The sequence below is a fragment of the Flavobacterium sp. T12S277 genome (assembly GCF_048514875.1).
GTDB lineage: Bacteria > Bacteroidota > Bacteroidia > Flavobacteriales > Flavobacteriaceae > Flavobacterium.
The window spans coordinates 408435-431037 of the sequence record NZ_JBLYEG010000002.1 but is presented as its reverse complement, the minus strand read 5'-3'; the positions used below and the strand labels follow the sequence as shown (position 1 = coordinate 431037).

Annotated in this window: 25 protein-coding genes; 5 read left to right on the top strand and 20 right to left on the bottom strand. The window is 34.1% G+C overall.

Going from position 1 to position 22603, the window contains the following annotated elements:
• Positions 1-15: 15 nt before the first annotated feature.
• The 16 genes from ACN1CN_RS06060 to ACN1CN_RS05985 form a co-directional block, all read right to left on the bottom strand.
• Complete coding sequence (locus ACN1CN_RS06060; RefSeq protein WP_264525853.1) at positions 16-1032, bottom strand: sugar phosphate nucleotidyltransferase; 1017 nt, start codon at positions 1030-1032, stop codon at positions 16-18.
• A 133-nt stretch (positions 1033-1165) separates the two neighbouring features.
• A complete protein-coding gene (gene dut, locus ACN1CN_RS06055) occupies positions 1166-1600 on the bottom strand; it encodes a dUTP diphosphatase (protein ID WP_173968120.1) in 435 nt (144 codons plus the stop codon).
• 28 nt (positions 1601-1628) lie between these two features.
• Complete coding sequence (locus tag ACN1CN_RS06050; protein ID WP_419134996.1) at positions 1629-3089, bottom strand: lipopolysaccharide biosynthesis protein; 1461 nt, start codon at positions 3087-3089, stop codon at positions 1629-1631.
• 94 nt (positions 3090-3183) lie between these two features.
• Positions 3184-3630: a GNAT family N-acetyltransferase gene (locus ACN1CN_RS06045; protein ID WP_291286395.1), complete on the bottom strand. Its 447-nt coding sequence runs from the start codon at positions 3628-3630 to the stop codon at positions 3184-3186.
• Between the two features lie 477 nt (positions 3631-4107).
• Entirely contained in the window at positions 4108-4968 is an 861-nt protein-coding gene (gene atpG / locus ACN1CN_RS06040) for an ATP synthase F1 subunit gamma (protein WP_419134995.1), read from the bottom strand.
• 89 nt (positions 4969-5057) lie between these two features.
• Positions 5058-6635, bottom strand: a complete 1578-nt coding sequence (gene atpA, locus ACN1CN_RS06035) for a F0F1 ATP synthase subunit alpha (protein ID WP_213296122.1) — start codon at positions 6633-6635, stop codon at positions 5058-5060.
• A 38-nt stretch (positions 6636-6673) separates the two neighbouring features.
• A complete protein-coding gene (gene atpH, locus ACN1CN_RS06030; protein ID WP_419134994.1) occupies positions 6674-7207 on the bottom strand; it encodes an ATP synthase F1 subunit delta in 534 nt (177 codons plus the stop codon).
• 4 nt (positions 7208-7211) lie between these two features.
• Positions 7212-7712, bottom strand: coding sequence for a F0F1 ATP synthase subunit B (locus ACN1CN_RS06025; protein WP_264525848.1), 501 nt, complete (start codon positions 7710-7712; stop codon positions 7212-7214).
• Between the two features lie 89 nt (positions 7713-7801).
• Positions 7802-7999, bottom strand: coding sequence for an ATP synthase F0 subunit C (gene atpE / locus ACN1CN_RS06020; protein ID WP_008465835.1), 198 nt, complete (start codon positions 7997-7999; stop codon positions 7802-7804).
• A 33-nt stretch (positions 8000-8032) separates the two neighbouring features.
• On the bottom strand, positions 8033-9205 hold the full coding sequence (gene atpB / locus ACN1CN_RS06015; RefSeq protein ID WP_419134993.1) for a F0F1 ATP synthase subunit A: 1173 nt from the start codon (positions 9203-9205) through the stop codon (positions 8033-8035).
• A 118-nt stretch (positions 9206-9323) separates the two neighbouring features.
• Positions 9324-9716, bottom strand: coding sequence for a hypothetical protein (locus tag ACN1CN_RS06010; protein ID WP_264525846.1), 393 nt, complete (start codon positions 9714-9716; stop codon positions 9324-9326).
• Between the two features lie 56 nt (positions 9717-9772).
• Entirely contained in the window at positions 9773-10000 is a 228-nt protein-coding gene (locus ACN1CN_RS06005) for an AtpZ/AtpI family protein (RefSeq protein WP_173968126.1), read from the bottom strand.
• The gene (locus tag ACN1CN_RS06000) at positions 9948-10376 is read right to left on the bottom strand and encodes a bactofilin family protein (RefSeq protein ID WP_173968127.1); all 429 of its coding nucleotides are present in this window, start codon (positions 10374-10376) and stop codon (positions 9948-9950) included. Before ACN1CN_RS06000 ends, ACN1CN_RS06005 begins: the two co-directional genes overlap by 53 nt.
• A gap of 2 nt (positions 10377-10378) precedes the next feature.
• Positions 10379-12991 (bottom strand): tetratricopeptide repeat protein, encoded by a 2613-nt coding sequence (locus ACN1CN_RS05995; protein WP_419134992.1) that lies wholly within the window; start codon positions 12989-12991, stop codon positions 10379-10381.
• Positions 12992-13079: 88 nt separating this feature from the next.
• Positions 13080-13775, bottom strand: coding sequence for an ABC transporter ATP-binding protein (locus ACN1CN_RS05990; RefSeq protein ID WP_264525843.1), 696 nt, complete (start codon positions 13773-13775; stop codon positions 13080-13082).
• Positions 13776-13874: 99 nt separating this feature from the next.
• The gene (locus tag ACN1CN_RS05985) at positions 13875-15335 is read right to left on the bottom strand and encodes a DUF5687 family protein (RefSeq protein ID WP_419134991.1); all 1461 of its coding nucleotides are present in this window, start codon (positions 15333-15335) and stop codon (positions 13875-13877) included.
• A 127-nt stretch (positions 15336-15462) separates the two neighbouring features.
• Between ACN1CN_RS05985 and ACN1CN_RS05980 the strand changes: the two genes are divergently transcribed.
• The 3 genes from ACN1CN_RS05980 to ACN1CN_RS05970 all read left to right on the top strand — a co-directional run bounded on the left by ACN1CN_RS05980 (position 15463) and on the right by ACN1CN_RS05970 (position 17515).
• Entirely contained in the window at positions 15463-16515 is a 1053-nt protein-coding gene (locus tag ACN1CN_RS05980) for a ferredoxin--NADP reductase (protein ID WP_291286390.1), read from the top strand.
• Between the two features lie 128 nt (positions 16516-16643).
• Positions 16644-16952 (top strand): hypothetical protein, encoded by a 309-nt coding sequence (locus ACN1CN_RS05975; RefSeq protein ID WP_419134990.1) that lies wholly within the window; start codon positions 16644-16646, stop codon positions 16950-16952.
• A gap of 149 nt (positions 16953-17101) precedes the next feature.
• Complete coding sequence (locus ACN1CN_RS05970; protein WP_419134989.1) at positions 17102-17515, top strand: hypothetical protein; 414 nt, start codon at positions 17102-17104, stop codon at positions 17513-17515.
• On the opposite strand, the gene ACN1CN_RS05965 is transcribed toward ACN1CN_RS05970, so the two are convergent.
• Both ACN1CN_RS05965 and ACN1CN_RS05960 read right to left on the bottom strand, forming a co-directional pair.
• Positions 17504-18511 (bottom strand): glycosyltransferase family 9 protein, encoded by a 1008-nt coding sequence (locus ACN1CN_RS05965; RefSeq protein ID WP_419134988.1) that lies wholly within the window; start codon positions 18509-18511, stop codon positions 17504-17506. The genes ACN1CN_RS05970 and ACN1CN_RS05965 overlap by 12 nt on opposite strands.
• A 40-nt stretch (positions 18512-18551) precedes the next feature.
• Positions 18552-19157, bottom strand: coding sequence for a DUF4254 domain-containing protein (locus ACN1CN_RS05960; RefSeq protein ID WP_202700896.1), 606 nt, complete (start codon positions 19155-19157; stop codon positions 18552-18554).
• A 111-nt stretch (positions 19158-19268) separates the two neighbouring features.
• Here ACN1CN_RS05960 and upp point away from each other — a divergent pair, with 111 nt between their 5' ends.
• Positions 19269-19922 carry a uracil phosphoribosyltransferase gene (gene upp, locus ACN1CN_RS05955; protein ID WP_419134987.1) on the top strand — a complete coding sequence of 218 codons (654 nt, stop codon included), beginning with the start codon at positions 19269-19271 and terminating at the stop codon, positions 19920-19922.
• On the opposite strand, the gene ACN1CN_RS05950 is transcribed toward upp, so the two are convergent.
• Positions 19917-20846 (bottom strand): DUF6427 family protein, encoded by a 930-nt coding sequence (locus ACN1CN_RS05950; protein WP_264525836.1) that lies wholly within the window; start codon positions 20844-20846, stop codon positions 19917-19919. The genes upp and ACN1CN_RS05950 overlap by 6 nt on opposite strands.
• A gap of 140 nt (positions 20847-20986) precedes the next feature.
• On the opposite strand from ACN1CN_RS05950, the gene ACN1CN_RS05945 reads away from it, so the two are divergent.
• Positions 20987-21217 (top strand): DUF6341 family protein, encoded by a 231-nt coding sequence (locus tag ACN1CN_RS05945; protein WP_017496855.1) that lies wholly within the window; start codon positions 20987-20989, stop codon positions 21215-21217.
• On the opposite strand, the gene purD is transcribed toward ACN1CN_RS05945, so the two are convergent.
• Positions 21209-22483, bottom strand: coding sequence for a phosphoribosylamine--glycine ligase (purD, locus tag ACN1CN_RS05940; protein WP_419134986.1), 1275 nt, complete (start codon positions 22481-22483; stop codon positions 21209-21211). The two genes, ACN1CN_RS05945 and purD, sit on opposite strands and share 9 nt — an antisense overlap.
• Between the last annotated feature and the right edge of the window lie 120 nt (positions 22484-22603).

Here is a 22603-nt window from a genome sequence, read left to right as displayed (position 1 = left end):
ATTCCAGCTCCTAATCTATTCTAAAACCGAATAATCACCAATACTTACGCTGGTAAATTTACCATCATAAACAACATGATTACCAATCATTGCATTGTCAAGATGTGCATTTTTTATTTGAGAATAAGTCTGAATCAAACTGTTGCTGATTGAACTGTCTACAACGTGGCAGCCTTTACCAATGGATACATTTGGACCAACTGTTGCATTTTTCAATACTACGTTTTCACCAATGTAACACGGTGGAATGATGGTAGAATTTTCCAGTTTCACATCATAATCTACTAAATGTTCACCGTCATTATGTAAAAATCCTAACATTCTTGAATTGGTTTCAACGGTAACATCTTTATTTCCGCAGTCCATCCATTCATCAACACTACCGGTTTTAAAAACTTTACCGTTAGCCATCATTGCTTTGATTCCGTCGTTGATCTGATATTCTCCACCATTTTGGATGTTGTTATCCAAAACTCCCTGAAGTTCTTTTTTCAAATCACCTACTTCTTTAAAATAATAGATTCCAATAACCGCTAAATCACTAACGAATTCTTTTGGTTTTTCTACTAATTCTATAATTTCATTATTGGCATTTAATTTTACAACACCAAATGCTTCCGGCTGATCTACTTGTTTCACCCAAATAACAGCATCGGCAGAAGGATCTAATTCAAAATCGGCTCTGATTAAAGTATCTGCGTAAGCAATTACTGCCGGACCTGACAATGATTCTTTGGCACACATAATCGCATGACCTGTTCCTAAAGGTAAATCCTGACGGTAGATGGAAGCCTTAGCTCCTAAACTTCCTGCCAGTTCTTCTAAACTTGCTACAAGATCGTCTCCAAAAAAAGCCGGGTCTCCTAAAATAAAAGCAACTTCTTCGATTGGTTCTTTTAAGATTTTAGCAATGTCCTCTACCAATCGATGTACGATCGATTTACCTGCAACAGGAATTAATGGTTTTGGAACGGTTAAAGTATGTGGTCTAAGTCTTGATCCACGACCTGCCATTGGAACGATTATCTTCATTTCTTTTTATTTATTTTAATGGGAAGATTTAAAAAATCCTCTTCGTTTGGTTATTAATTTTAATATTTATGCTGTGATTTAAAACTTTTAATCGCAAGGTACAGAAACTGATTACTGTGACCGCGACTGAAAACTATTTCACTCCTGTACTGCCAAATCCGCCTTCTCCTCTTGAAGTTTCAGAAAGCTCTTCAACTTCAATCCACTCCGCTCTTTCATGCTTTGCAATTATAAGTTGTGCTATTCGTTCTCCATTTTCAATTACAAATTCTTCATTGGATAAATTTACTAAAATTACGCCTATTTCGCCTCTATAATCTGCATCAACGGTTCCCGGAGAGTTTAAAACAGTTACTCCTTTTTTCGCAGCCAATCCGCTTCTTGGTCGCACCTGGGCTTCATAGCCAATAGGCAACTCTATAAAAAGTCCGGTTTTTACAATGGTTCTTTCTAAAGGTTTTAACGTAATAACTTCCGTTAAATTGGCACGTAAATCCATTCCCGCCGAAGCGATCGTTTCGTAGTTGGGTAAAGCGTGCTGTGATTTATTGATAATTTGTATTTTCATTTTTATTATAAAAGATTAAAAAGTGCTGTTACTTTTTATTCATGATTCCTTTGATCGTTTGTTTTTCGTTGTGATACACAAAATAGACAAAGCCTAAAAATAATGGGATTCCAACAAAATAATTTTCTCTAAATCCATAAAAAGAAATAGCCGAAAATACAATTGAAATTCCCAGATAAGCTCCGATTTTGTTCATATCATAAGGTATCGGATAGTATCTGTTTCCTAAAATATAAGAAATCAACATCATACTTCCGTAAGCAGAGATGGTAGCAATTGCTGAACCGTAATAACTGTATTTTGGAATTAAAATATAATTTAAAACCAAAGTTACAATTGCTCCTACGATTGAGATATAAGCCCCTATTTGTGTTTTGTCTGTTAGTTTATACCAAACCGACAGGTTGTTGTAAATTCCCAAAAAGAAATTCGCCAGAATGATTAACGGTACTACTTTCATTGCTTCCCAATAGGATTTATTATCGAGTAATAAATATTTTAAAACATCGGCAAATACAATAACTCCCAATAAAATCAACGAACCCAGAATGACGAAATATTTAGTAATTACGGCATAGGTCTGAGGTGCATTTTCGTTTTTTGCATGACTGAAAAAGAAAGGTTCTATACCTAATCTAAAAGCTGTTGCAAACAAAACCATAAACAATCCAAGTTTGTAACAGGCGGAATAAGCCCCAACCTCTGATTTTGCAAGGTTCTCCGGTAATAGATAACCCAATAAAATTTTATCGAAATGTTCGTTAACCGCAAAAGCAAGCCCTGCAACTAAAATAGGCAATCCGTATTTCATCATTTTTTTCCAAAGTACCGGATCAAATTTTCGTCCAAGGGAAAGGTAATTTGGCGAAAGCACGATAAAAGTGGCTAAACTTGCCATCAGATTTGCAATGAATATATAGGCAATCTGGAAGTTCTCGACATACAAATTATCCCAAACAGAATTCGGGTTTGATGCTGCCAGTTTAGGAAGATACATCAGGAAAAAAATGTTCAGCAATAAGTTGATAATAACATTACCAATTTTAATCGCTGCATAAACCATAGGTCGCTGATTGGCTCTTAATTTAGAGAAAGGAATTAAAACCAAAGCATCTAAAACCAGAATCCACACGGTATAGGTGATGTACTGCACATCCACTTCGGCCAGAGTTGCCAGTGTATTTCTAAAAATTAAGGCGGCAAACAAGAAGATGATGGACGACCAAAATATCGAAATGGTAGACGTTGCTATTACATTTTTCTTATCTTCTTCGGCACTATAAAATCTAAAAAATGCTGTTTCCATTCCATAGGAAAGCACCACATTAAAGAAAACCATCCAAGACAAAACAATGGATACCTCACCGTATTCTGCAGTTGGTAAAATACCAGTATATAATCGCACTAATAGAAAACTTAGCATTCTCGGCAAAACCGTCGCTAGTCCGTAAATAGCAGTTTGTTTGAATAGATTTTTATATAATCCCAAAATATGTCTGTAATAAAATTTATAAAACAAAAATAACCAATTCTTTGGTTTATTATTGATTTTGTAGGTTCAATAAAAAAACTTGCCGGTTATTTTATTGGGTTAATTTTTTTTCGTCCAAAATTTTAACAAAGTGGAAACCTTTTGGTCCATATCCTTGATTGTAATAGAAACGATGTGCAGCAAAATTTCCGGTAAAAGCATCCAAAACGATACTGCTGCAATCTAAATCTAAGGCTTTTTGTTCGATATAATCCGTTAGTAATTTGCCAATACCTTTTGATCTAACCTCAGGATTTACAACAAAATTGTCTATTTCGAGGTATTTACCTGTCCATAGTTTTGTACCCGACCAGCAACCGGTAATTCCCAAACAAACTCCATCTTCAAAAACTCCGATCTGGATGTAGTTATGAGGAACCATGTCTGAAAGATAGGCGGTGTACTTTTCAACGGTAAGCTTTGGATAAAGAAATCGCATGGTTTCAATTTGCCCCAGCATTTCTTCGACTGTAGTGAGTTCTTGTATTTGTAGTTTCATTGTTTAAAAAAAATAGATTTCAAAAATACTCAATTTTTTTCATTGCTCCTCACAAAATTGGGACGCAACTGCACCTGTAAAATGTATAAAAAAGTTTGAAAATTCTATAAATTTTCAAAGCCGCTCCTATCTTAACTTTGTATCAAAGGGAATGAAAAGCTAGAATGCAACCCTTCAAAAAAAGAAAAGCATTAGGACTAATATAGCTAGTTTGTTCCTATAAAAGACAAAGCACAGGGATTGATTCTGCTGAAATGTAACCCTTAAAAAAACAGAGCACCGGGACTAATAAAGCTAGTTTGTTCCCATGAAAGACAAAGCTATAGGTGATTTTATAAAATGGTATTGATTCTCTTTTTTGACTAAATTGAGAATCACCATTTTATAATAACGATGTAAAAAGAACGACCCCCTATATATAAAAAGAGCCGACATTGCTATGTCGGCTCTTTTGCTTTTTCTTATACTGAAATGTTCTTATCCGTTCAAAGCTTCCGCTCCACCAACGATCTCTAAGATTTCGTTTGTAATAGAAGCCTGACGTGCTTTGTTGTAAGTTAATTTCAATTGGTTTCTTAATTCAGTTGCGTTGTCAGTTGCTTTGTGCATTGCTGTCATACGTGCTCCGTGTTCTGAAGCAAATGAATCGCGGATTCCTTTATATAATTGTGTTTTTAATGATTTTGGAATCAAAGTCAACACGATTTCTTCTTTTGAAGGTTCGAAAATATAATCTCCTGTAGAAACTGCTGTATCAGATTTAATTGGCGCTAACGGTAAAAATTGTTCTGTTTGAACGATTTGTGTCGCAGCATTTTTAAACTGATTGTAGATCAATTCGATTCTGTCATATTCTCCAGACAAGAATTTCTCCGTTAAATTATCAGCAATTCCGGCAACATTTTCAAAAGTTAAATGATCAAAAATTGCATTATGATGACCGTGTACCTTATGTGTTTTGCTTAAAACATCATTTCCTTTTTTACCAATAGCAAAAACGTCCACTTGTTTTCCGGCATAAAAATCGGTACGATTCTTAACCTCTTTAATTACGTTAGTATTAAATGCACCACATAAACCTCTGTTTGAAGTTATAGCTACAAGCAATACTTTTTTTACTTCACGTTGTGTAGTGTAATCACCTCCAACTTCACCATCAAGTGTAGCGGAAAGATTTTGCAACAACTCCGTTAATTTCTCGGCATAAGGGCGCATTGCAGTGATTGCATCTTGTGCTTTCTTAAGCTTTGCAGCAGAAACCATTTTCATAGCCGATGTAATTTGCATCGTCGATGAAACGGAAGTAATTCTATTACGGATTTCCTTTAAATTTGCCATCTATTAATTAGAAAATGCGACAATTTGAAAATTAGATAATTAAAAAATGCAGAAACATTCTCTAATTATCTAATTTACTAATTATCTAATTAGTTATATTTTGCTGAAATTTCTTTTGCTGCTTTTTCGATAACATCAGTAATGTTGTCATCTAACTTACCAGCTTTTAACGCGTTAAGCGTATCTTTATGTTTGCTGTTTAAGTAAGCTAAGAAATCAGCTTCAAATTCTTTTACTTTATTTACAGGTACGTTTCTTAATAAGTTTTTAGAACCTGCATAGATAATAGCTACTTGATTTTCAACAGGATAAGGATCATTCAAACCTTGTTTCAAGATTTCAACGTTTCTTCTTCCTTTTTCAATTACGTTTAAAGTAACTGAATCTAAGTCAGAACCAAATTTAGCGAAAGCTTCCAATTCACGGAATTGAGCCTGGTCTAATTTTAAAGTTCCGGAAACTTTTTTCATTGATTTAATCTGAGCATTACCTCCAACACGAGATACAGAGATACCTACGTTGATCGCAGGACGAACTCCAGAGTTGAACAAATCTCCATCAAGGAAAATCTGACCATCTGTAATCGAAATTACGTTTGTTGGGATATATGCAGAAACGTCACCAGCCTGAGTTTCGATAATTGGCAATGCAGTTAATGAACCACCACCTTTTACGATAGACTTGATAGAATCTGGTAAATCGTTCATGTTTTTAGCAATTCCGTCATCAGCAATTACTTTACAAGCACGCTCTAATAAACGAGAGTGTAAGTAGAAAACGTCTCCAGGGTAAGCCTCACGTCCCGGTGGTCTTCTTAATAAAAGAGAAACCTCACGGTAAGCAACAGCTTGTTTAGATAAATCGTCATAAACAATTAAAGCCGGACGACCTGAATCTCTAAAATATTCTCCGATTGCTGCACCTGCGAAAGGAGCATAAACTTGCATTGGAGCTGGATCAGAAGCATTAGCTGCAACAATAACTGTATAAGCCATTGCACCTTTTTCTTCTAACATTTTAGCAATTCCTGCTACAGTTGAAGCTTTTTGCCCAATTGCAACATATATACAGAATACAGGTTTTCCTGCATCGTAAAATTCTTTTTGATTTAAGATTGTATCGATACAAACAGTTGATTTACCTGTTTGACGGTCACCAATTACAAGCTCACGTTGTCCACGACCAACCGGGATCATAGCATCAACTGCTTTTACTCCTGTTTGTAATGGCTCAGTTACCGGCTGACGGAAGATAACACCAGGTGCTTTTCTTTCTAAAGGCATTTCATATAAGTCTCCACCAATTGGTCCTTTTCCATCAATTGGAAAACCAAGAGTGTTTACTACACGTCCTACCATTTGCTCACCTACTTTAAGAGAAGCAATACGTTGCGTTCTTTTTGCTGTTGAACCTTCTTTGATTCCAGTTGATGGTCCTAAAAGTACCACACCAACATTGTCTTCTTCAAGGTTCAATACAATAGCTTCAAGTCCGTTGTCAAATTCAACTAACTCACCATATTGTACATTCGATAGCCCGTAAATACGAGCAATACCGTCTCCAACTTGAAGTACTGTTCCTACTTCCTCTAGCGTAGCACCAGATTCAAAACCTTCTACTTGCTTTCTTAATATTGCTGAAATTTCAGCAGGTTTGATTTCCGCCATCTTAATTTATAATTTAGACACTTTTATGTGTAATAAAACTAATTACTTAACTCTCTTTTTAATACCTGCAATCTGTTTGAAACAGAAGCATTGTATTGTTGATCACCTATTCTTAAAATAAATCCTCCAATGATTGATGGATCTACTGTATTTTCAATTGTTATTTTTTTATCTGATAAAGTAGCAACTTTTGCCAAAACTTTAGCTTCTAAAGCTGCGTCCATTGGAATTGCTGTTGTAACTTTTGCTACTTCAACACCGTTACCTTCGTCAAATATTTTTTTGTATTCTAAAGCAATAGCTTCCAGAATTTCAAATCTTTTGTTTTCAAACAATAAATGAAATAACCCTTTAGTTACACCATTTACATCTGCGAAAACTTCCAGAAGAGCACTTTCTTTAACTTCAACTTTTGTAGTTGGGTTTTGAATAAAGGTACTCAATTCTAAATTACTCTCAATTGCTGTTGCAATTGACTTCATATCGTTATTGACAGCTTCGGCAACACCTTTAGAGTTTGCTAAGTCCAGAATTGCTTTTGCATAACGAATTGCTGCTCTTGTACTTGCCATAATCTTAGTTTAGCTTTACGTCACCTAACATTTTCTCTACTAATTTAGTTTGAGATTCTTTGTTAGATAATTCATCTTTCAATAATTTTTCAGCGATGCTTAATGATAAAGTTGAAACTTGTAATTTCAATTCAGCCATAGCAGCATTCTTTTCACTTTCGATAGCAGCTTTAGCTTGCTCGATCATTTTTTGACCAGCTTCTTGTGCTTCGTTTTTAGAATCAGCAATCATTTTCTCTTTCATTTCACGAGCTTCTTTTAGCATCGCGTCACGCTCTGAACGAGCTTCATTCAAAATTCTTTGATTGTCAGCTTGTAAGTTTTCCATTTCTCTCTTTGCATTTTCTGCAGAAAGTAATGCATTTTTAATACCTTCTTCTCTTGCTGTAATAGATTCCATAATTGGTTTCCAGGCAAACTTTACTAAAAGTAAAATCAAAACCAACAAGATTAGCGCTTGCCAAAAGAATAAACCGAATGAAAAATCGTTAATTAACTTATCCATTTTATAACTATATTAAATATTTAATTTCTTTTTTTAAAAGTAACAACACCTTTAACCAACCGTTAAAGATGTTGTTAGTTCTTTCTTTATTATTTTCCTAAGATTAAAGCAGCAAATGCTAAACCTTCTAATAAAGCCGCGATAATAATCATCGCAGTTTGAATTTTACCAGCAGCTTCTGGCTGACGAGCAATAGCGTCCATAGCAGATCCACCGATTTTACCTAGACCTAAACCAGCACCGATTACTACTAAACCTGCACCTACTAAAGTTGGAATTGTTCCCATAAGTATTTATATATATAAAATTAAACTTCTAAATTAAATAATAACATTGTCTTCGTGACCGTGATCATGATCGTGGTCAGCAACTGCCATACCAATAAACAATGAAGATAACATTGTGAAAATGAACGCCTGCAAAAATGCAACTAAAACTTCGATTACCGAAATAAATAATGTAAGTCCTAAAGAGATTGGTAAATCTGCAGCTAAATTTTTACCTACGAAAATCATAGCGATCAAACTCATAATTACTACGTGACCTGCCGTAATATTTGCATACAAACGAATTAATAATGCGAATGGCTTTGTCAATGTTCCTAAGATTTCAATTGGAGCTAAAATAATTTTCATCGGAACAGGAACTCCTGGCATCCAGAAAATGTGTCCCCAATAATCTTTGTTTGCACTAAACTGAGTAATGATAAAAGTAAACGCAGCTAAACAAACTGTGATTGCAATGTTTCCGGTAACGTTAATTCCAAGTGGAGTCATACCTAATAAGTTTAACAACCACACAAAGAAAAATACAGTTAACAGGTAACCCATAAATTTTCTATATTTTTTCTCTCCAATATTTGGAACTGCGATCTCATCTCTGATGAAAATAATAAGCGGTTCTAATACTCTACCAAATCCAGTTGGGATTGGTCCTTTTTTGTATGATTTTGCTAATCCGGTAAACATTAAAAATAATAGTACCGAAACAAAAAGCATTGACACTACATTTTTAGTAATAGAAAAATCTAATGGCTTTTCGTTTTCCGGATGTCCGTGATGATCTAAATTAATCGTTCCGGCAGCATCTGTTTTGTAAATTTTACCGTGAACCAATTTGTAAAAGTTTCCGTCAACTTCAGCAACAGCTTCACCGTGGTGTAATTTTGAAGAAGAGAAAATTTTCAAACCTCCGTCAAAAAGAATTACTGGTAATGGAAAACCATATTGTTTATTTTCTTTTTCATCTGAAAAGAAAACAAAATCGTGAGAATCTTGTAAGTGATGATCAATAAAAGCGTCCACTTTTGCTTTTGGATCTAGAGCTGCGTGCTCACCTTCCGAAGGTGCGTTGTGTGAAATTACTTTTTCTTCATGAGCGGCCTCAGTATGTACATGCGTTGAGTCATTCTCTGAATTTGCAAAACCCATTACTGGAGAACAAGCTACTAAAGCTGCAAGAATAAATTTGAGCGGTTTGTTTGAAATCACCATATCTGTTAAAAATCTTATTTTTTACGTTTCTAAAATTTGGTGCAAAGGTACATTTTTTATTAATATTCAAAAGGATATGAAAAATTATTTTTGAACGTTGTTTTACAGAATCCCTATTTTAACGCTTTTCATTTAATAATCGGACAGTTAAAAGCGTCTCAAATAACAAAAACAAAATAAATGTTATAAAAAAATTGATTTTTTCAACCATCACCTCACCGCTTTTGTTTTCCAAAATAGGTCTTAAAATTAGATATCCTACTAACATCTGTGTAAAGGTTCCGAACAGGAAAGCCATACCAATAACTTCAAAGTTCTTTTTCTTTACTATTAATAATATAAGGTATAAAAGCGCAGATAGCCCGAAAAAAATCAAATACAAAAATTCTATACGGTAATAAAAATTTTGGGCATTAATGTCTAAAACTAAAAATAATGCTTTGTGCACTACATACGCGGCCAATGCAAAGAAGAATAAATATAAAATGGGTTTGTAGCTTTTTACTAACATTTGAAATAATTTTCTGCAAAGATGCACTATTTATTTAAAGCTGCTAAATAGATCAATTACTTTGTTTTATTGATTTCATTAACCTGGCGAATAACATTATATAGTGCTAATCCAACCCCAATCATTACAAAAATGGTATTGTAAGATAGTTTTTGGCTCGGGTGATTTTCATCCAGCCATGTACCAAAATAGGAAAATAAAAAAATTATAATTCCCATTTGAACGGGAATGTTAATAAGTGGAAGCCACTTGTTCCTTTTGTTTTTGTTCGGTTCCTTTTCCATCTTTTAGGGTTACTTCTTTAGTATGAGTTAACATGGTACAGGTAGCGGTAAAATTCGCGCCAGGTTCTATAGACAGTTTTCCGATGGCAACTTCTCCATGAATCTGTGCCGTTGCTTTTATATTAAGGACTTCTAAAACTTTAATTTTTCCCTGAAATACGCCTTCAATATCGGCATTATTGCAAACAATTTCGCCTTTTACAATACCGGAGGCTCCTATAACCAATTTGCCTTGCGAAGTAAAATTTCCTATCAATTCACCATCTAGTCTAAAATCGTCTTTAGAAACGATATCTCCAACAATAGAGGTTCCTTCAACTATTCGGTTTGTTTTTCCTAAAAGTTCTGTTCCGTTTTTTTTTACTTTGTCAAACATGATTATGGGGTTTTTGGGGCTAAGTAGGTTTCGAGATTTTTTTTAATTTGAACCAATTTGTAATTATCACTCGAGATAATAATTGCCGGATTTGATATTTTATACTTTTTATCATCTCTAAAAACTCCTGAAATATCTTTGGCGTAAGCCTCTGATTTTAAACCATGAATAACCACAAAACTTTCGGTTCTGTTGTATTTATCAAAAGAAGTTGTTAACCTCTCGTAGTTTTCAACTAATAAAAATACTCTAATTGCTTCTTCAATCTTTTTACGGGTTACAGAATCATTATTAGGAATTACATATAAAATTTTCCAGTTTTTACTATCCACCGAAGTAAAATCCATTTTTTCTAAGCCCGGTATTTGCTTTTCTAAGATCTCACGCGCATTTTTACCTTCATCACTGTTCGGATAGTTATCGGCAACGGATTCTAAACCTTTTTTATAAGCTGCCAAACCATTTACTTTACCTAATGTATTGGCTTTTAACAATTCATACTTAGAAACAATTTCATCTCCTGAATATTGATTAATCAGGTTGTCAATATTGTCTAAGACGGTATCAAACTGTTCTTCCTCATACAATTTGTACCATTTTTGGTATTCTTTATCCGGTGAGGCTAAATCTCCTGCATTCGTATTGTTTAAGATTTGTGCGTATCGCGAACTTGGGTAGTTGGTTATGATATCCGATTTTATACTCTCTGCGCGTGCAGGATTGGTAATTTGATATATTTTATACAAATTATACATCGCCGGCAAAACCAGTTTTTCTTCCGGTTTGTTTTTTAGCAATTGTTCGAGTTTATTGCTTGCCAGATCATATTCTTTAAACTTCTCTTTGTAGATTAGTCCCAATTGGTAATACGCAAAATTACGCTCTACACCAATGCTGTCAATTGCAGCCTGTGTTTGAGGAAGTTGTTTTTCGTAAAAATCAGTAGTATACTTTTCAATAATAATGGTATCTTTCAGTTTGTTTGCATCATTATTATTTAAAGTATCATTTAAGGCTGCAGTATTGGCTGATTTCACAGCTGACAGTCTCCAGTTTCCATCTAAGACTCTGTTACCCCATACTTTCTTAAATTGCAATTTTCCGTAAGCAACTGTCGTAGGATTGTAAAAATAAAAAGTACTTGTACTTGCCGTTTCGTTTCCTGATGGCGGATTAAACGCTCCTATTCCCGGATTGGTCCCTCCTACTGCTTGTGGATTTACAGCGGTTGGTCCTCCATCAGCCTTAGTGTTGCGATCAATATTGGCTAATTTTTCCTTTTCTTTTTCTTCTAAGATTCGTTTCGCCTCATCTTTTTCTTTAAGTGCTGCGATATAATCGTTAAAATAACTTTTTCTGTTGGCCGGAGACAAACCATAAACTTTAATGATACTGTCGTTGCGTTTTGCAATCGCTTCGTATTTAATTACGTTGTCCAGATTTTTTCTGTTTTTTTGAATAAAAGCAAATTCTCTGGTTTTAGGATCTAGTTTTACTAATGTACTGTCGTAGTATTTGGCCGCCACCGAATAATTGGTGTTCTTAAAATACATATTCCCAATATTCCTGTAGGTTGAAGCAGTCAAATAAGGGTCTTTTGACTTTCTTCCCAGTGACTTATTATAGAAAAATAAGGCATCCTGCTGCTCGTCATTTTTATCAAAAAAGACTCCCATTTCATAAAATAACACATCTAGATAGGGTCTGTTTTCACGATCTGCCAGTAATTTATTGTACATTTCTATAAACAAATCCTGATCTCCGTTTTTATAATCAAACAACTGAGCCTTTTTTGCATAAGCATGCATCATGTATTTTCGATCGGCTTTTCGATTCATGTCGATCACACCGTCATAATAATAAAAGGCACTGTCTCTTATTCCGGCTTCCTGATACATCTGCCCTAAGATAAAACGATATCGTGCGCGGTCTTCATTTATTTTGGTAAATTTTTCCGCAATTTTAAGTTTGGCAACCGCACTGTCTTTTTCTTCTAAATTTAAATAGGCTTCTGCCAATAAAGCATTTGCATCCGAAAAAGTCTGTTTGTTCAGATCTGTATTTTTTAATAACAGGTTGATGTTTTTTACTACAATAGCATCATTTCCTAAACGCATATTGGTTTTCTCACGCCAGATTTTTGCCGTATAAATATTACTGCTGTTAGGGTATTTGTACAAAATATAGTTGAATGCCTCCAAAGCCGGAATAAACCGTTGATCGTAGTATCTGGCTTTTCCAAGCATCAGATAAGCTTCGTCAATTTGTGAATTTCGCTCTCTTCCTCCAATGTTCATAGAGTGCTTCTGAATGGCTTTTGTTGCCTTGGTCTCGGCTTTTTCAAAATCTGCATTCTTCGCTTTTTCTGCTTCCGAAAAATTCTCATCGATCTGCATTTTTTCGATCGGAAGCATTTTCCAGAAATTATCCTGATTGTTGGCCTGAATAGCCTTTAATCCCTTGTCAAGACCTATTCCGCCATTATACAAAATGTTATACTTTGTACTAAGCGCGTGGGAATTTCTGGCCAAAAAAGTATTTTTCTTGGTAGAACAGGCTATCAAAAAGAATAAAAAAACGACGAAAAAACTATATTTAAGAGTATTCTTTTTCAATAGAAAAGAGTTTATATCAATTAACTTCTAAAAAGGATTTTTAGTATATTGACTTGTAAAAATACGCTTCTTTTTGAAATATAGAAACTTATACAGCAAAAAACGATTCGAGTTCTTGTAAGGTTTCTTCTGAAGTCTGAATATCCTTCACCACTTCACCTTTATTTAGGGCTACAATTCGATCACAAACCTCTACTGTATGCTGCAAATCATGACTGGAAACCAGCACAGTAACATTTGGATTATCGGCCAGGTCTTTAATGATCTTTTTTAATCGGCTCACGGTTGTCGGATCTAAATTTGCAAAAGGCTCATCGAGAATAACAACTTCAGGATTTCCAATAAGTGTTGCAATAATCCCCACTTTCTTCTGGTTTCCCTTAGATAAATCTCTCAGGTATTTTTTGTTGTTCAGGATTTCTCCGTTAAAAAACTCTTCGTGCTCCAACAGCAAAGCATCAATATCCGCTTTATTCTGATGGCGTAAATCTCCAATAAAATAAAAGTATTCTTCCGGAGTCAAATACCCAATCAGGAAGCTTTCATCTAAAAAAGATCCTGTAAAAGATTTCCAGTTTTCGTTTGTATTTACCTGAATATCATTGTTTTTTATATTCCCTGTGGAAGGCTGAATCAGATCTAGTAATAAACTAAAAAAAGTAGTTTTTCCTGCTCCGTTGTTTCCTACTAAGCCAAAGCTCTGTCCTTTTGGAATTTCAAGGTTGTTAATGTTTAAAACCGTTGTTCCGTTATATTTTTTTGAAAGTTGATTTACTTGTATCATTTTTAATAGTTTAATTGTTGATTTGTTTAATCGTTAATTTAATTGATTTTCAATTATATGCGATCAATTCTCTAATTGACACATTTTCAAATTAACGCATTAGTTTTTTTGTTTATAAGCGCTTATAGTACTGTACTTCTCTACTTTATATCTTTTTTCGATTAGGGAAAAAACCTTGTCTTTAAAAACAAAGCCTAAAACTCCGGCACCTGCGACAAGTGCTAATCCGATGGTTTTGTTTCCTAAATAAAGTCCGATTGCATATAGTCCTAAAGGCAATAATATCTTAGGTAACGTTAACAGCATGGCATTAACATTAAATGCTTTTTTATCTCCAAAAGCACCTCCTGCCGAACTTAAATCGATTGGTGTTTTTGTGAAAGCACCACCCAAAAGTACCAGATGTGAATTGACTCCTATGTTATAAACGGCCCCAACAACAACGGTTAAATAAATTTCCCATCCAAAGAACAGGTAGAAAGAAGAAAGTATAGTCGATATAAAAGTAGCAATTACAATCAACCACCATTTTGACGTAATGTATCCGCGATACGGAATGTTTTGGGTCATCATTAGTTGGTAATACGAACTGTCCCAGCTAGGTACAAACTGGCCAAAGACAAACAAAAATCCGCCTGAAACAAATATTCCGGCAAAAATATTCATCACTTCCGGCTGCTGTTTGTTTCCGAAAAAGATTAATCCGTAGAACAAAAAGAAAAAACTCATTAGTATGGTCGTTTTTGATCTTTTATTTCTCTTAATCAATTTGATATCGTTTTTAAGAAACGTTCCTAAAGTTCCAAACTGATTCAGCCAGGAAAGATTCTCCGTTTTAGCGATGTCTTCTTTTTTAGAAAGTCCGGCATCTAAGAACAAATTGTTCTTGAAGTATTTGAATGTGAACAGGTAAAGTCCTACTAAGATTAAGACTGGAATCAAAAACAATCCTTTCATCGCATAAAATCCCTGGAAAAATGGTGTTGTAAAACTGGTAATATCAAAGAGTTTATAATACTGCGCTGTTGCTAAAACAATAATTGCTCCGACAAAAACAACGAACAACTTATCAATATTACTTAAAACAATATTCAAAAAATTGTTGATATAGATTAAGGAGAACGCTGCTAAAAACCAAAAGACAACTCCCAAAGGATCGTAACCTTCCAGAACTAGCACAATTGAAAAAGGAATAAAAAAGAGCGCGTGAACCCAGTTAAAAAAAGACAAAGCTGTTTTGCCCAATGAAAAATGAACGATGGTTGGTTTTTTGAAGGGTAAAATCAACAAAGGTTTGATGTTCAGCACCGGGATTGCCTGCATCAATAAACGAATGACAAGGTCGAAAAGAAAATAATAAATCAAAAATTGATTGACAGTTACTAATGGTTCCAGTTTCATTTTTTTCAGTATATAAAATGCTCCTACTCCTGCTCCAACAAAAAGCAAGGAAAAGTAGACCATTAAAAACCCTATTAAAACTTTCATCACGACACTTGTGCCAAATGATGCAGACCTAACAAAGGCTTTCCATTCCAGATAAATAAACTTTTTAATCATGGTTATTTGTTTTGAATTTCTTAGTATGTGATCAAATGTAAGAAAACGTTACAAAAAAAGTTAAAAATAATAACTTAGTGCCTGTGAATTAACCGTCGTTTGCTACTTTTGCATAAAAAATACAACCATGCCTTCATTCTTAAAACTAATAATTAAAGAGGTAAAGCGCGAAACTGCCGATGCTGTTTCTGTTCTTTTTAATGTTCCCGAAGAACTAAAACCCGACTATAAATTTATAGCGGGACAATACATAAATTTAAAATTAACTCTTGACAATCAAGAGATTCGTCGTGCTTACTCGATTTGCTCTGCACCGGAAAGCGGTGAATTACGCATTGCTGTAAAAGCAGTAAAAAATGGTTTATTTTCTCAGTTTGCCAATACGAGACTTAAGGCAGGAGATGTTCTTGAAGTAGGTCATCCCGAAGGAAAATTTACTTTTGAACCGGATGCTGAAAGACAAAAAAATTATGCAGCTTTTGTAGCAGGAAGCGGGATTACTCCTGTACTTTCTATTATAAAATCGGTTTTAAAAAGTGAGCCAAAAAGTTCATTTGTATTGGTTTACGGAAATAAAACTCCAGACGAAACTATTTTTTATCAGGAATTACACGATTTGCAATTGCAATATGTAGGTCGCTTTTTTGTACATTATGTTTTCAGTCAGGCCAAAGCCGAAAATGCTTTGTTTGGCAGAATCGACAAATCGGCGGTAAATTTTGTTCTGAATAACAAACACAAAGAACTGCAATTTGATAAATTTTTCCTTTGCGGTCCGGAAGAAATGATCGACACGGTTTCGGGAATTCTGAAAGAGAAAAATGTAAAAGAATCAGCTATTAAGTTTGAACTTTTTACTTCTTCTACGCAGGAAAATAAAATAAATACCTCATTAGAAGGACATACTAAAATTACAGTTTTGGTAGATGATGACGAAGTTTCATTCGAAATGTCTCAAAAACAAACGATCCTTGACGCAGCTTTAAAACAAGGAATTGACGCTCCATACTCTTGTCAGGGTGGAATTTGCAGCAGCTGTCTGGCTCGTGTAACTTCAGGAAGTGCTGAAATGACTAAAAACTCTATTTTAACCGATAAGGAAATTGCTTCAGGTTTAATTTTAACCTGCCAGGCGCATCCAACTTCAGAGTCTATTTATGTAGATTATGATGATGTTTAGTCGTTAAAATCTCAAAAAATATTCAAATTCCAAATTCCAAACTTACAATTGGGATTTGGAATTTTTTTTGTTTTATAATTATTAGTAATCTTTGTAAAATTGGAATTTGAGACTTAAAAAATTACGTTATGAAATCGGTACAGGAAATTTTTAAAAATAAAGAATATCTTTTAGAAGAACCTGAGGTTGAGAAACTTGTGGAATATTATGAAGAACTTCAGGATGAACTTGTAGAATTTAAATTTCAGAAAACAAACAACAAAGAACTCGCCATGCTGGATATGCTCAAAGAAGTTATAAAAGGTTGCGATGCTATAGAAAAAGAACAAATGGAACACGAACGGTTTGGTTATGAAGCACCAAATTATCAAGCCACGATTTCGAATCTAAAAAGTTATATTTATGGCAGATGCCGGGATGAGAAGATTTGGCTATAATACCAATTACAATAAAGCCGATTTTTTTCTAAAATATTGCTAAATTTTCATTACATTAGGGGTAAAATTAAAGTAATCGCAATCTCCTATTCTTCCGGAGATTTGTAGAGCTAAATCGAATTTGTCAACACGTTTAAATATTAAATATCATGACAATACATCACATCCTTCGTTTATCATTTATAGCACTTTTTGTAATTACAGCCCTTTTTTGTATCTACTTTATCATTAAAAAACAACAAAATAAAAAAGGCCCTAAATTACTTAGCAAAGAGAAATATAGTGCAACAATGATTGGTAAAATGACCGAAATAACGCCTTCTGATAAGAATACTTTTAATATTTGGCCTTATATAAGCAAATTAAAAGCTGCCAAAATACTATCGAGCAAAGTTAAAGAATCTCAACTGGTGCATAAAATCTACAGAAATTCAACAGAAGATTTTGAGCACATTTTGCTCTCTACAGAAAAAGAAAATCATTTTGTTGTAATTGTTGCCAATAAAAACAAAAAGAAAACCATCGGATATTTTCTCTATGATTTAAATGGATTATATGCTTAACTGAATCTTTTCCACTATATCTTTTGGAGAAATCGACCTCATAGCATCTTCATAACCTTCAACGATTTTGTTTCCATAAACCGATGTGGGCAATTTTGGATATTGATTTCGGTCTGAAGTCAAAGCATTTTCCAGGTTTTGTCCGAATGGTAAAAATCCCGCATATGGATGTGTAGCACCCCAAAGTGTAATGACTTTTACTCCCAGCATTGCAGCGATATGGGCGTTTCCGGAATCCATAGAAAGCATGACGTCCAAATTACTGATAAGTTGTAATTCCTGCTGAAATTTAATTTTTCCAGCCATATTAATTACATTTTCAAATGGTTCTGAAAGGGAATCCAGAATTTCAATTTCTTTCTTTCCTCCTCCAAAAAGTAAAATTTTATACGCTTTGTTTTCAGCCAGTTTAGCAATAACTTCCTGCATCAGATCTTGCGGATAAACTTTAGAATCGTATTGGGCAAAAGGTGCAATCCCAATTAATTTTTGGTTTTGGTTGCCAATGATTTCTACAATATCTGAACTTAATTCTGCCTTTGCGGGATATTCCGGATTGGATAAATCTAAAGGAAAACCAAGTTTTTCAAACACTTTTGAGTGTCTTTCGAACATGGTTGGCAATTGCTTAAAAATTTTATTCTCGGCGCGCGTTAATTCTTTTTTACCATCACGGCCTTTATCAACTGTGGCTCTTTTTTTTCCGCTTAAAGCAAAAAGAAGACTTACAATTTTAGATCTCAGAACGTTATGAAGATCTGCAAAAGCATCAATTTTAAGTTTTTTTACATCGGCGTACAATGTTAAAAGTCCTGCAAATCCTTTGTGGCGTTCTTTTTCATCAAAAGCAAAAAACTCAAGATTTGGGATTCCATCAAAAAATGGTTTAAAAAACGGACGCGATATTACAGTGATTTTAACCGTTGGATACTGTTTTACAAAAGCGCGTAAAACAGGAACCGTCATGGCGACATCTCCCATTGCGGATAGTCTCATGACGGCTACATGCTTTATTCTATTGGACAACTCTGCCAAATTATTTTTTGTTTTGGTATAAAACTGGATTCAATTCATCATCATTGTACATTTTCATTTGTTTGTACACTTTCATGAATTTATCTCCATTTTCGATGTCAGTTAGTAAATCATCAATTGCAGTTGATAAATCACTTCTTTGCTCTAAAAGCACGTTTAATTTCTCCTGACATTTATCTCTATGTTCTTGTGAAGCTTCAGCACGAGTGGCTTCTTCATGCATGTGATAAATTTTTAAAGCTAAAATAGACAATCTATCAAAAGCCCATGCCGGACTTTCAGAATTGATTTTTGCACCATCTTTTACTTTTACATCACTGTATTTTTGCAAAAAGTAGCTGTCAATGTATTCAACCATATCTGTACGCTCCTGGTTTGAAGCATCGATTCTTCTTTTTAACGTCAGCGCCGCTACCGGATCAATTTGCGGATCACGAATAATATCCTCAAAATGCCATTGAACAGTGTCAATCCAGTTTTTTAAATACAATAAATGCTCAAACTTATCCTTTGGGTAAGGATTGTTTATAGGTTGATCAACATTATCAAATTGGTGATAATCTTTGATGCTTTGTTCGAAAACAGAATATGCTAATTTTGAAAACATGTCTTTATTTATTAGAGTCACAAAGATACTTTTTATACTTTTATGGTGTGAAGAAAACGATTAATTTTTCGTTATTGCACTACAATATATCCATAATTCTAAAATTTCATTATGAAAATTCATTATATCTCTAAAAACAACAGTGTATTAAATCATTTTTTAGGTCAAATCAGAAATGTAAATGTTCAAAACGACAGTATGCGTTTTCGAAGAAATATTGAAAGAATTGGCGAAATTATGGCTTATGAACTGAGCAAGGATCTGGCATATAAAAATGTCGAAATTCAAACTCCCCTAGGCATTAAAGAAACAACCGAGATAGAAAGTGATTTGGTTTTATGTTCTATTCTAAGAGCTGGTTTACCGTTGCATAATGGTTTTCTAAATTACTTTGACCATGCCGAAAACAGCTTTGTTTCGGCCTGCAGGTATCATCCAAATAACGATGCCGAATTTGAAATTCGGGTTGAATATCAAGCAGTTTCAAACATAAACAATAAAACGGTTTTACTTCTCGATCCAATGCTGGCAACAGGTCAGTCTATTGTTGCAGTTCACGAAAAACTAATTCAAAACGCAACTCCAAAAGAGATTCATATTGTAGTGGTTATAGCAGCGCCAGAGGGTGTTGCTTTTCTTGAGGAAAATCTTCCTGAAAACTGTCATTTATGGGTAGCTTCTTTAGACGAAAAGCTAAATGAGAAGAACTACATTGTTCCGGGACTTGGTGATGCAGGCGATCTTGCTTACGGAAGTAAATTATAACTGTGAGAAAAATGTAAATAAACTGCACAAAATCAACACGTAAAACACAATTTCATTATTCAGTTTTTGTTGCATATACTCTACATGGCTTGCTGCCATGATCGTCAAAGGAGCAATACTAAAAAAGAGTAAATCGTTGCTTTTATCTGTTGAAAGTATGTATACAAAGGCCGCAATAAAAAAACATGCCACTACTTTTTTGTATGAAGAATGTACTATTTGCGGTCGATTAGACAATGTCATCAGCATCGAAACCACAAAAAATAAAGCTACAGCCACATAAATTGATAGTGCTCCGTTTTCGTAATTGCTCTTGAAATAATCAATGTTAAAATCGATTACAGCGCGTTTCTGAAAAAATTCAGTTATATCAATATGAAAAATTAAAGAGATCAATAAAAAGATAATCGATACCGCCACAAGCGCTATAAATGGTAAAATCCAGTTTCTATAATCTCTCGAAACATGAAAAACTATGGAGATAAAAACTAAAATCAAGAAGAGAATACACCAAAATTGAAATAAAGAGGCTATTAAAATCCAAAATGAAGCATCAAATATTTTTTCTTTTGAAGCTTTCAAAGATTGCAGCGAAATTAATCTTCGAAGTGCCAACAGTACAAAAAAGTTGGCATATATTACATTGGCATTGTTAAATATTGTGGGGAAAAACAACAGAAACAATAAGTAAAAAAGTATCGCGTATCCATTGTCTTTACTGAGCCCGTTCTTTTTTACGATAAAATTAATCAGGAAAAAAGAGGCCAAAATAAAGCACAACAAACTCACTTTTTGGAACGCCAAAAAATAAGAACTCATCCATGATGGTTCCTGAATTTGAAAAAGAAAAAAGAAAACCAGTATCAAAATTACGACCAATGAATAATTTAATGGCGTAGATTTTTTAAAAACACTTGTTATCATAAGGATATTTTATACTTTTGTGATTGTAAATATAATACTTGTTTAAAAAGGAAAACCAACAAGTTGAAAAAAGATTCTAATACTGGAATTCTGATTTCAATGCGTTACACAACAATAAATAACATATAATTTTATAAATTATGACAGCTTTTTTTGAAGGAATACAGTACTTATTCGTTAACATTTTATTCGCACCACTTGATTTTTTACGTCGTTTAGAACTTGTTACCTGGTTTGGTGCTAATACTATTAACTGGATTTTTATGATCATCTGTTCATGCGCAATCGTTTATTGGATCAAACAATTACGCATTTTTGATGACGCCGGAACTGAAAACCAAGATACTACAGCTCACTCTTTTTTAAAGTAAGTCGAAGCCAATATCTTTTCTAAAATACATCTTATCAAAATTTAGTTTATCTATATTTTGGTAAGATTTTTTTATGGCCTGTTGGAAATCGTCTCCATAAGAAGTTACGGTCAATACACGTCCTCCATTACTAACGACAGTCTCGCCTTCTATTTTTGTTCCTGCATGAAAAACAATAGAATCAGTAATGTTTTCTAAACCTGTAATTACTTTTCCTTTTTCAAAATCTTCCGGATATCCGCCAGAAACCACCATAATTGTAGTCGCGCTTCTCGGATCAACCTCTAATTCGAATGAATCTAATTTTTGATTGGCCACTGAAAGGAACAATTCAACTAAATCTGATTGTAATCTTGGTACTACAACTTCAGTCTCAGGATCTCCCATTCTTACATTGTACTCAATAACGATTGGTTCGTTTTTTACATTGATTAAACCAATAAATACAAATCCTTTATATTCAATTCCATCTTTCTGGAAACCTTCAATAGTTGGTTTTACGATACGTGTTTCAATTTTTTCCATCAAAACAGCATCAACATAAGGTACCGGAGAAACAGCTCCCATTCCACCTGTATTTAAACCTGTATCACCTTCACCAATACGTTTGTAATCCTTTGCTGTTGGTAAAATTTTATAGCTTTTCCCGTCAGTCAGAACAAAACAGCTTAATTCTATTCCGTCCAAAAATTCTTCGATTACTACTTTTGAACTTGCTGCTCCAAATTTTTCGTGAACCAACATGTTTCTCAATTCTGTTTTAGCTTCTTCTAAATCCTGAATAATCAAAACTCCTTTTCCTGCTGCCAAACCGTCTGCTTTTAAAACATATGGAGGCTGCAATGTTTCTAAGAAAGCACATCCATTCTCTACTGTTTCGGCAGTAAAACTGTCGTAAGCCGCAGTTGGAATATTATGTTTCATTAAAAACTCTTTGGCAAATTCTTTACTTCCTTCTAATTGAGCTCCCAATTTTGATGGGCCAATAACCGGAATATGTTGTAAACTCTCGTCGTTTTTAAAATAATCGTAAATCCCTTTTACCAAAGGATCTTCTGGTCCTACGACCACCATTTTTACATTTTCCTGAATTACAAATGCTTTGATTGCATCAAAATCTGTTGGAGACATTGCAACGTTTGTAGCAATTGCTGCCGTTCCTGCATTTCCTGGTGCAACAAAAAGTTTTTCGCAAAGTGGACTCTGAGTCATTTTCCAAGCAAAAGCATGCTCTCTTCCGCCGGATCCCAATAGTAAAATTGTCATGGTATAGTTGTATTTAGTTGTGGTGCAAAAATAATTGCTTTTGTACGTAAAAAATAATTAAATCTTAAAAAGTTGTTGATTCTTCTCTGTTAGTAATTCGATAGTATTATTTTTGACGAA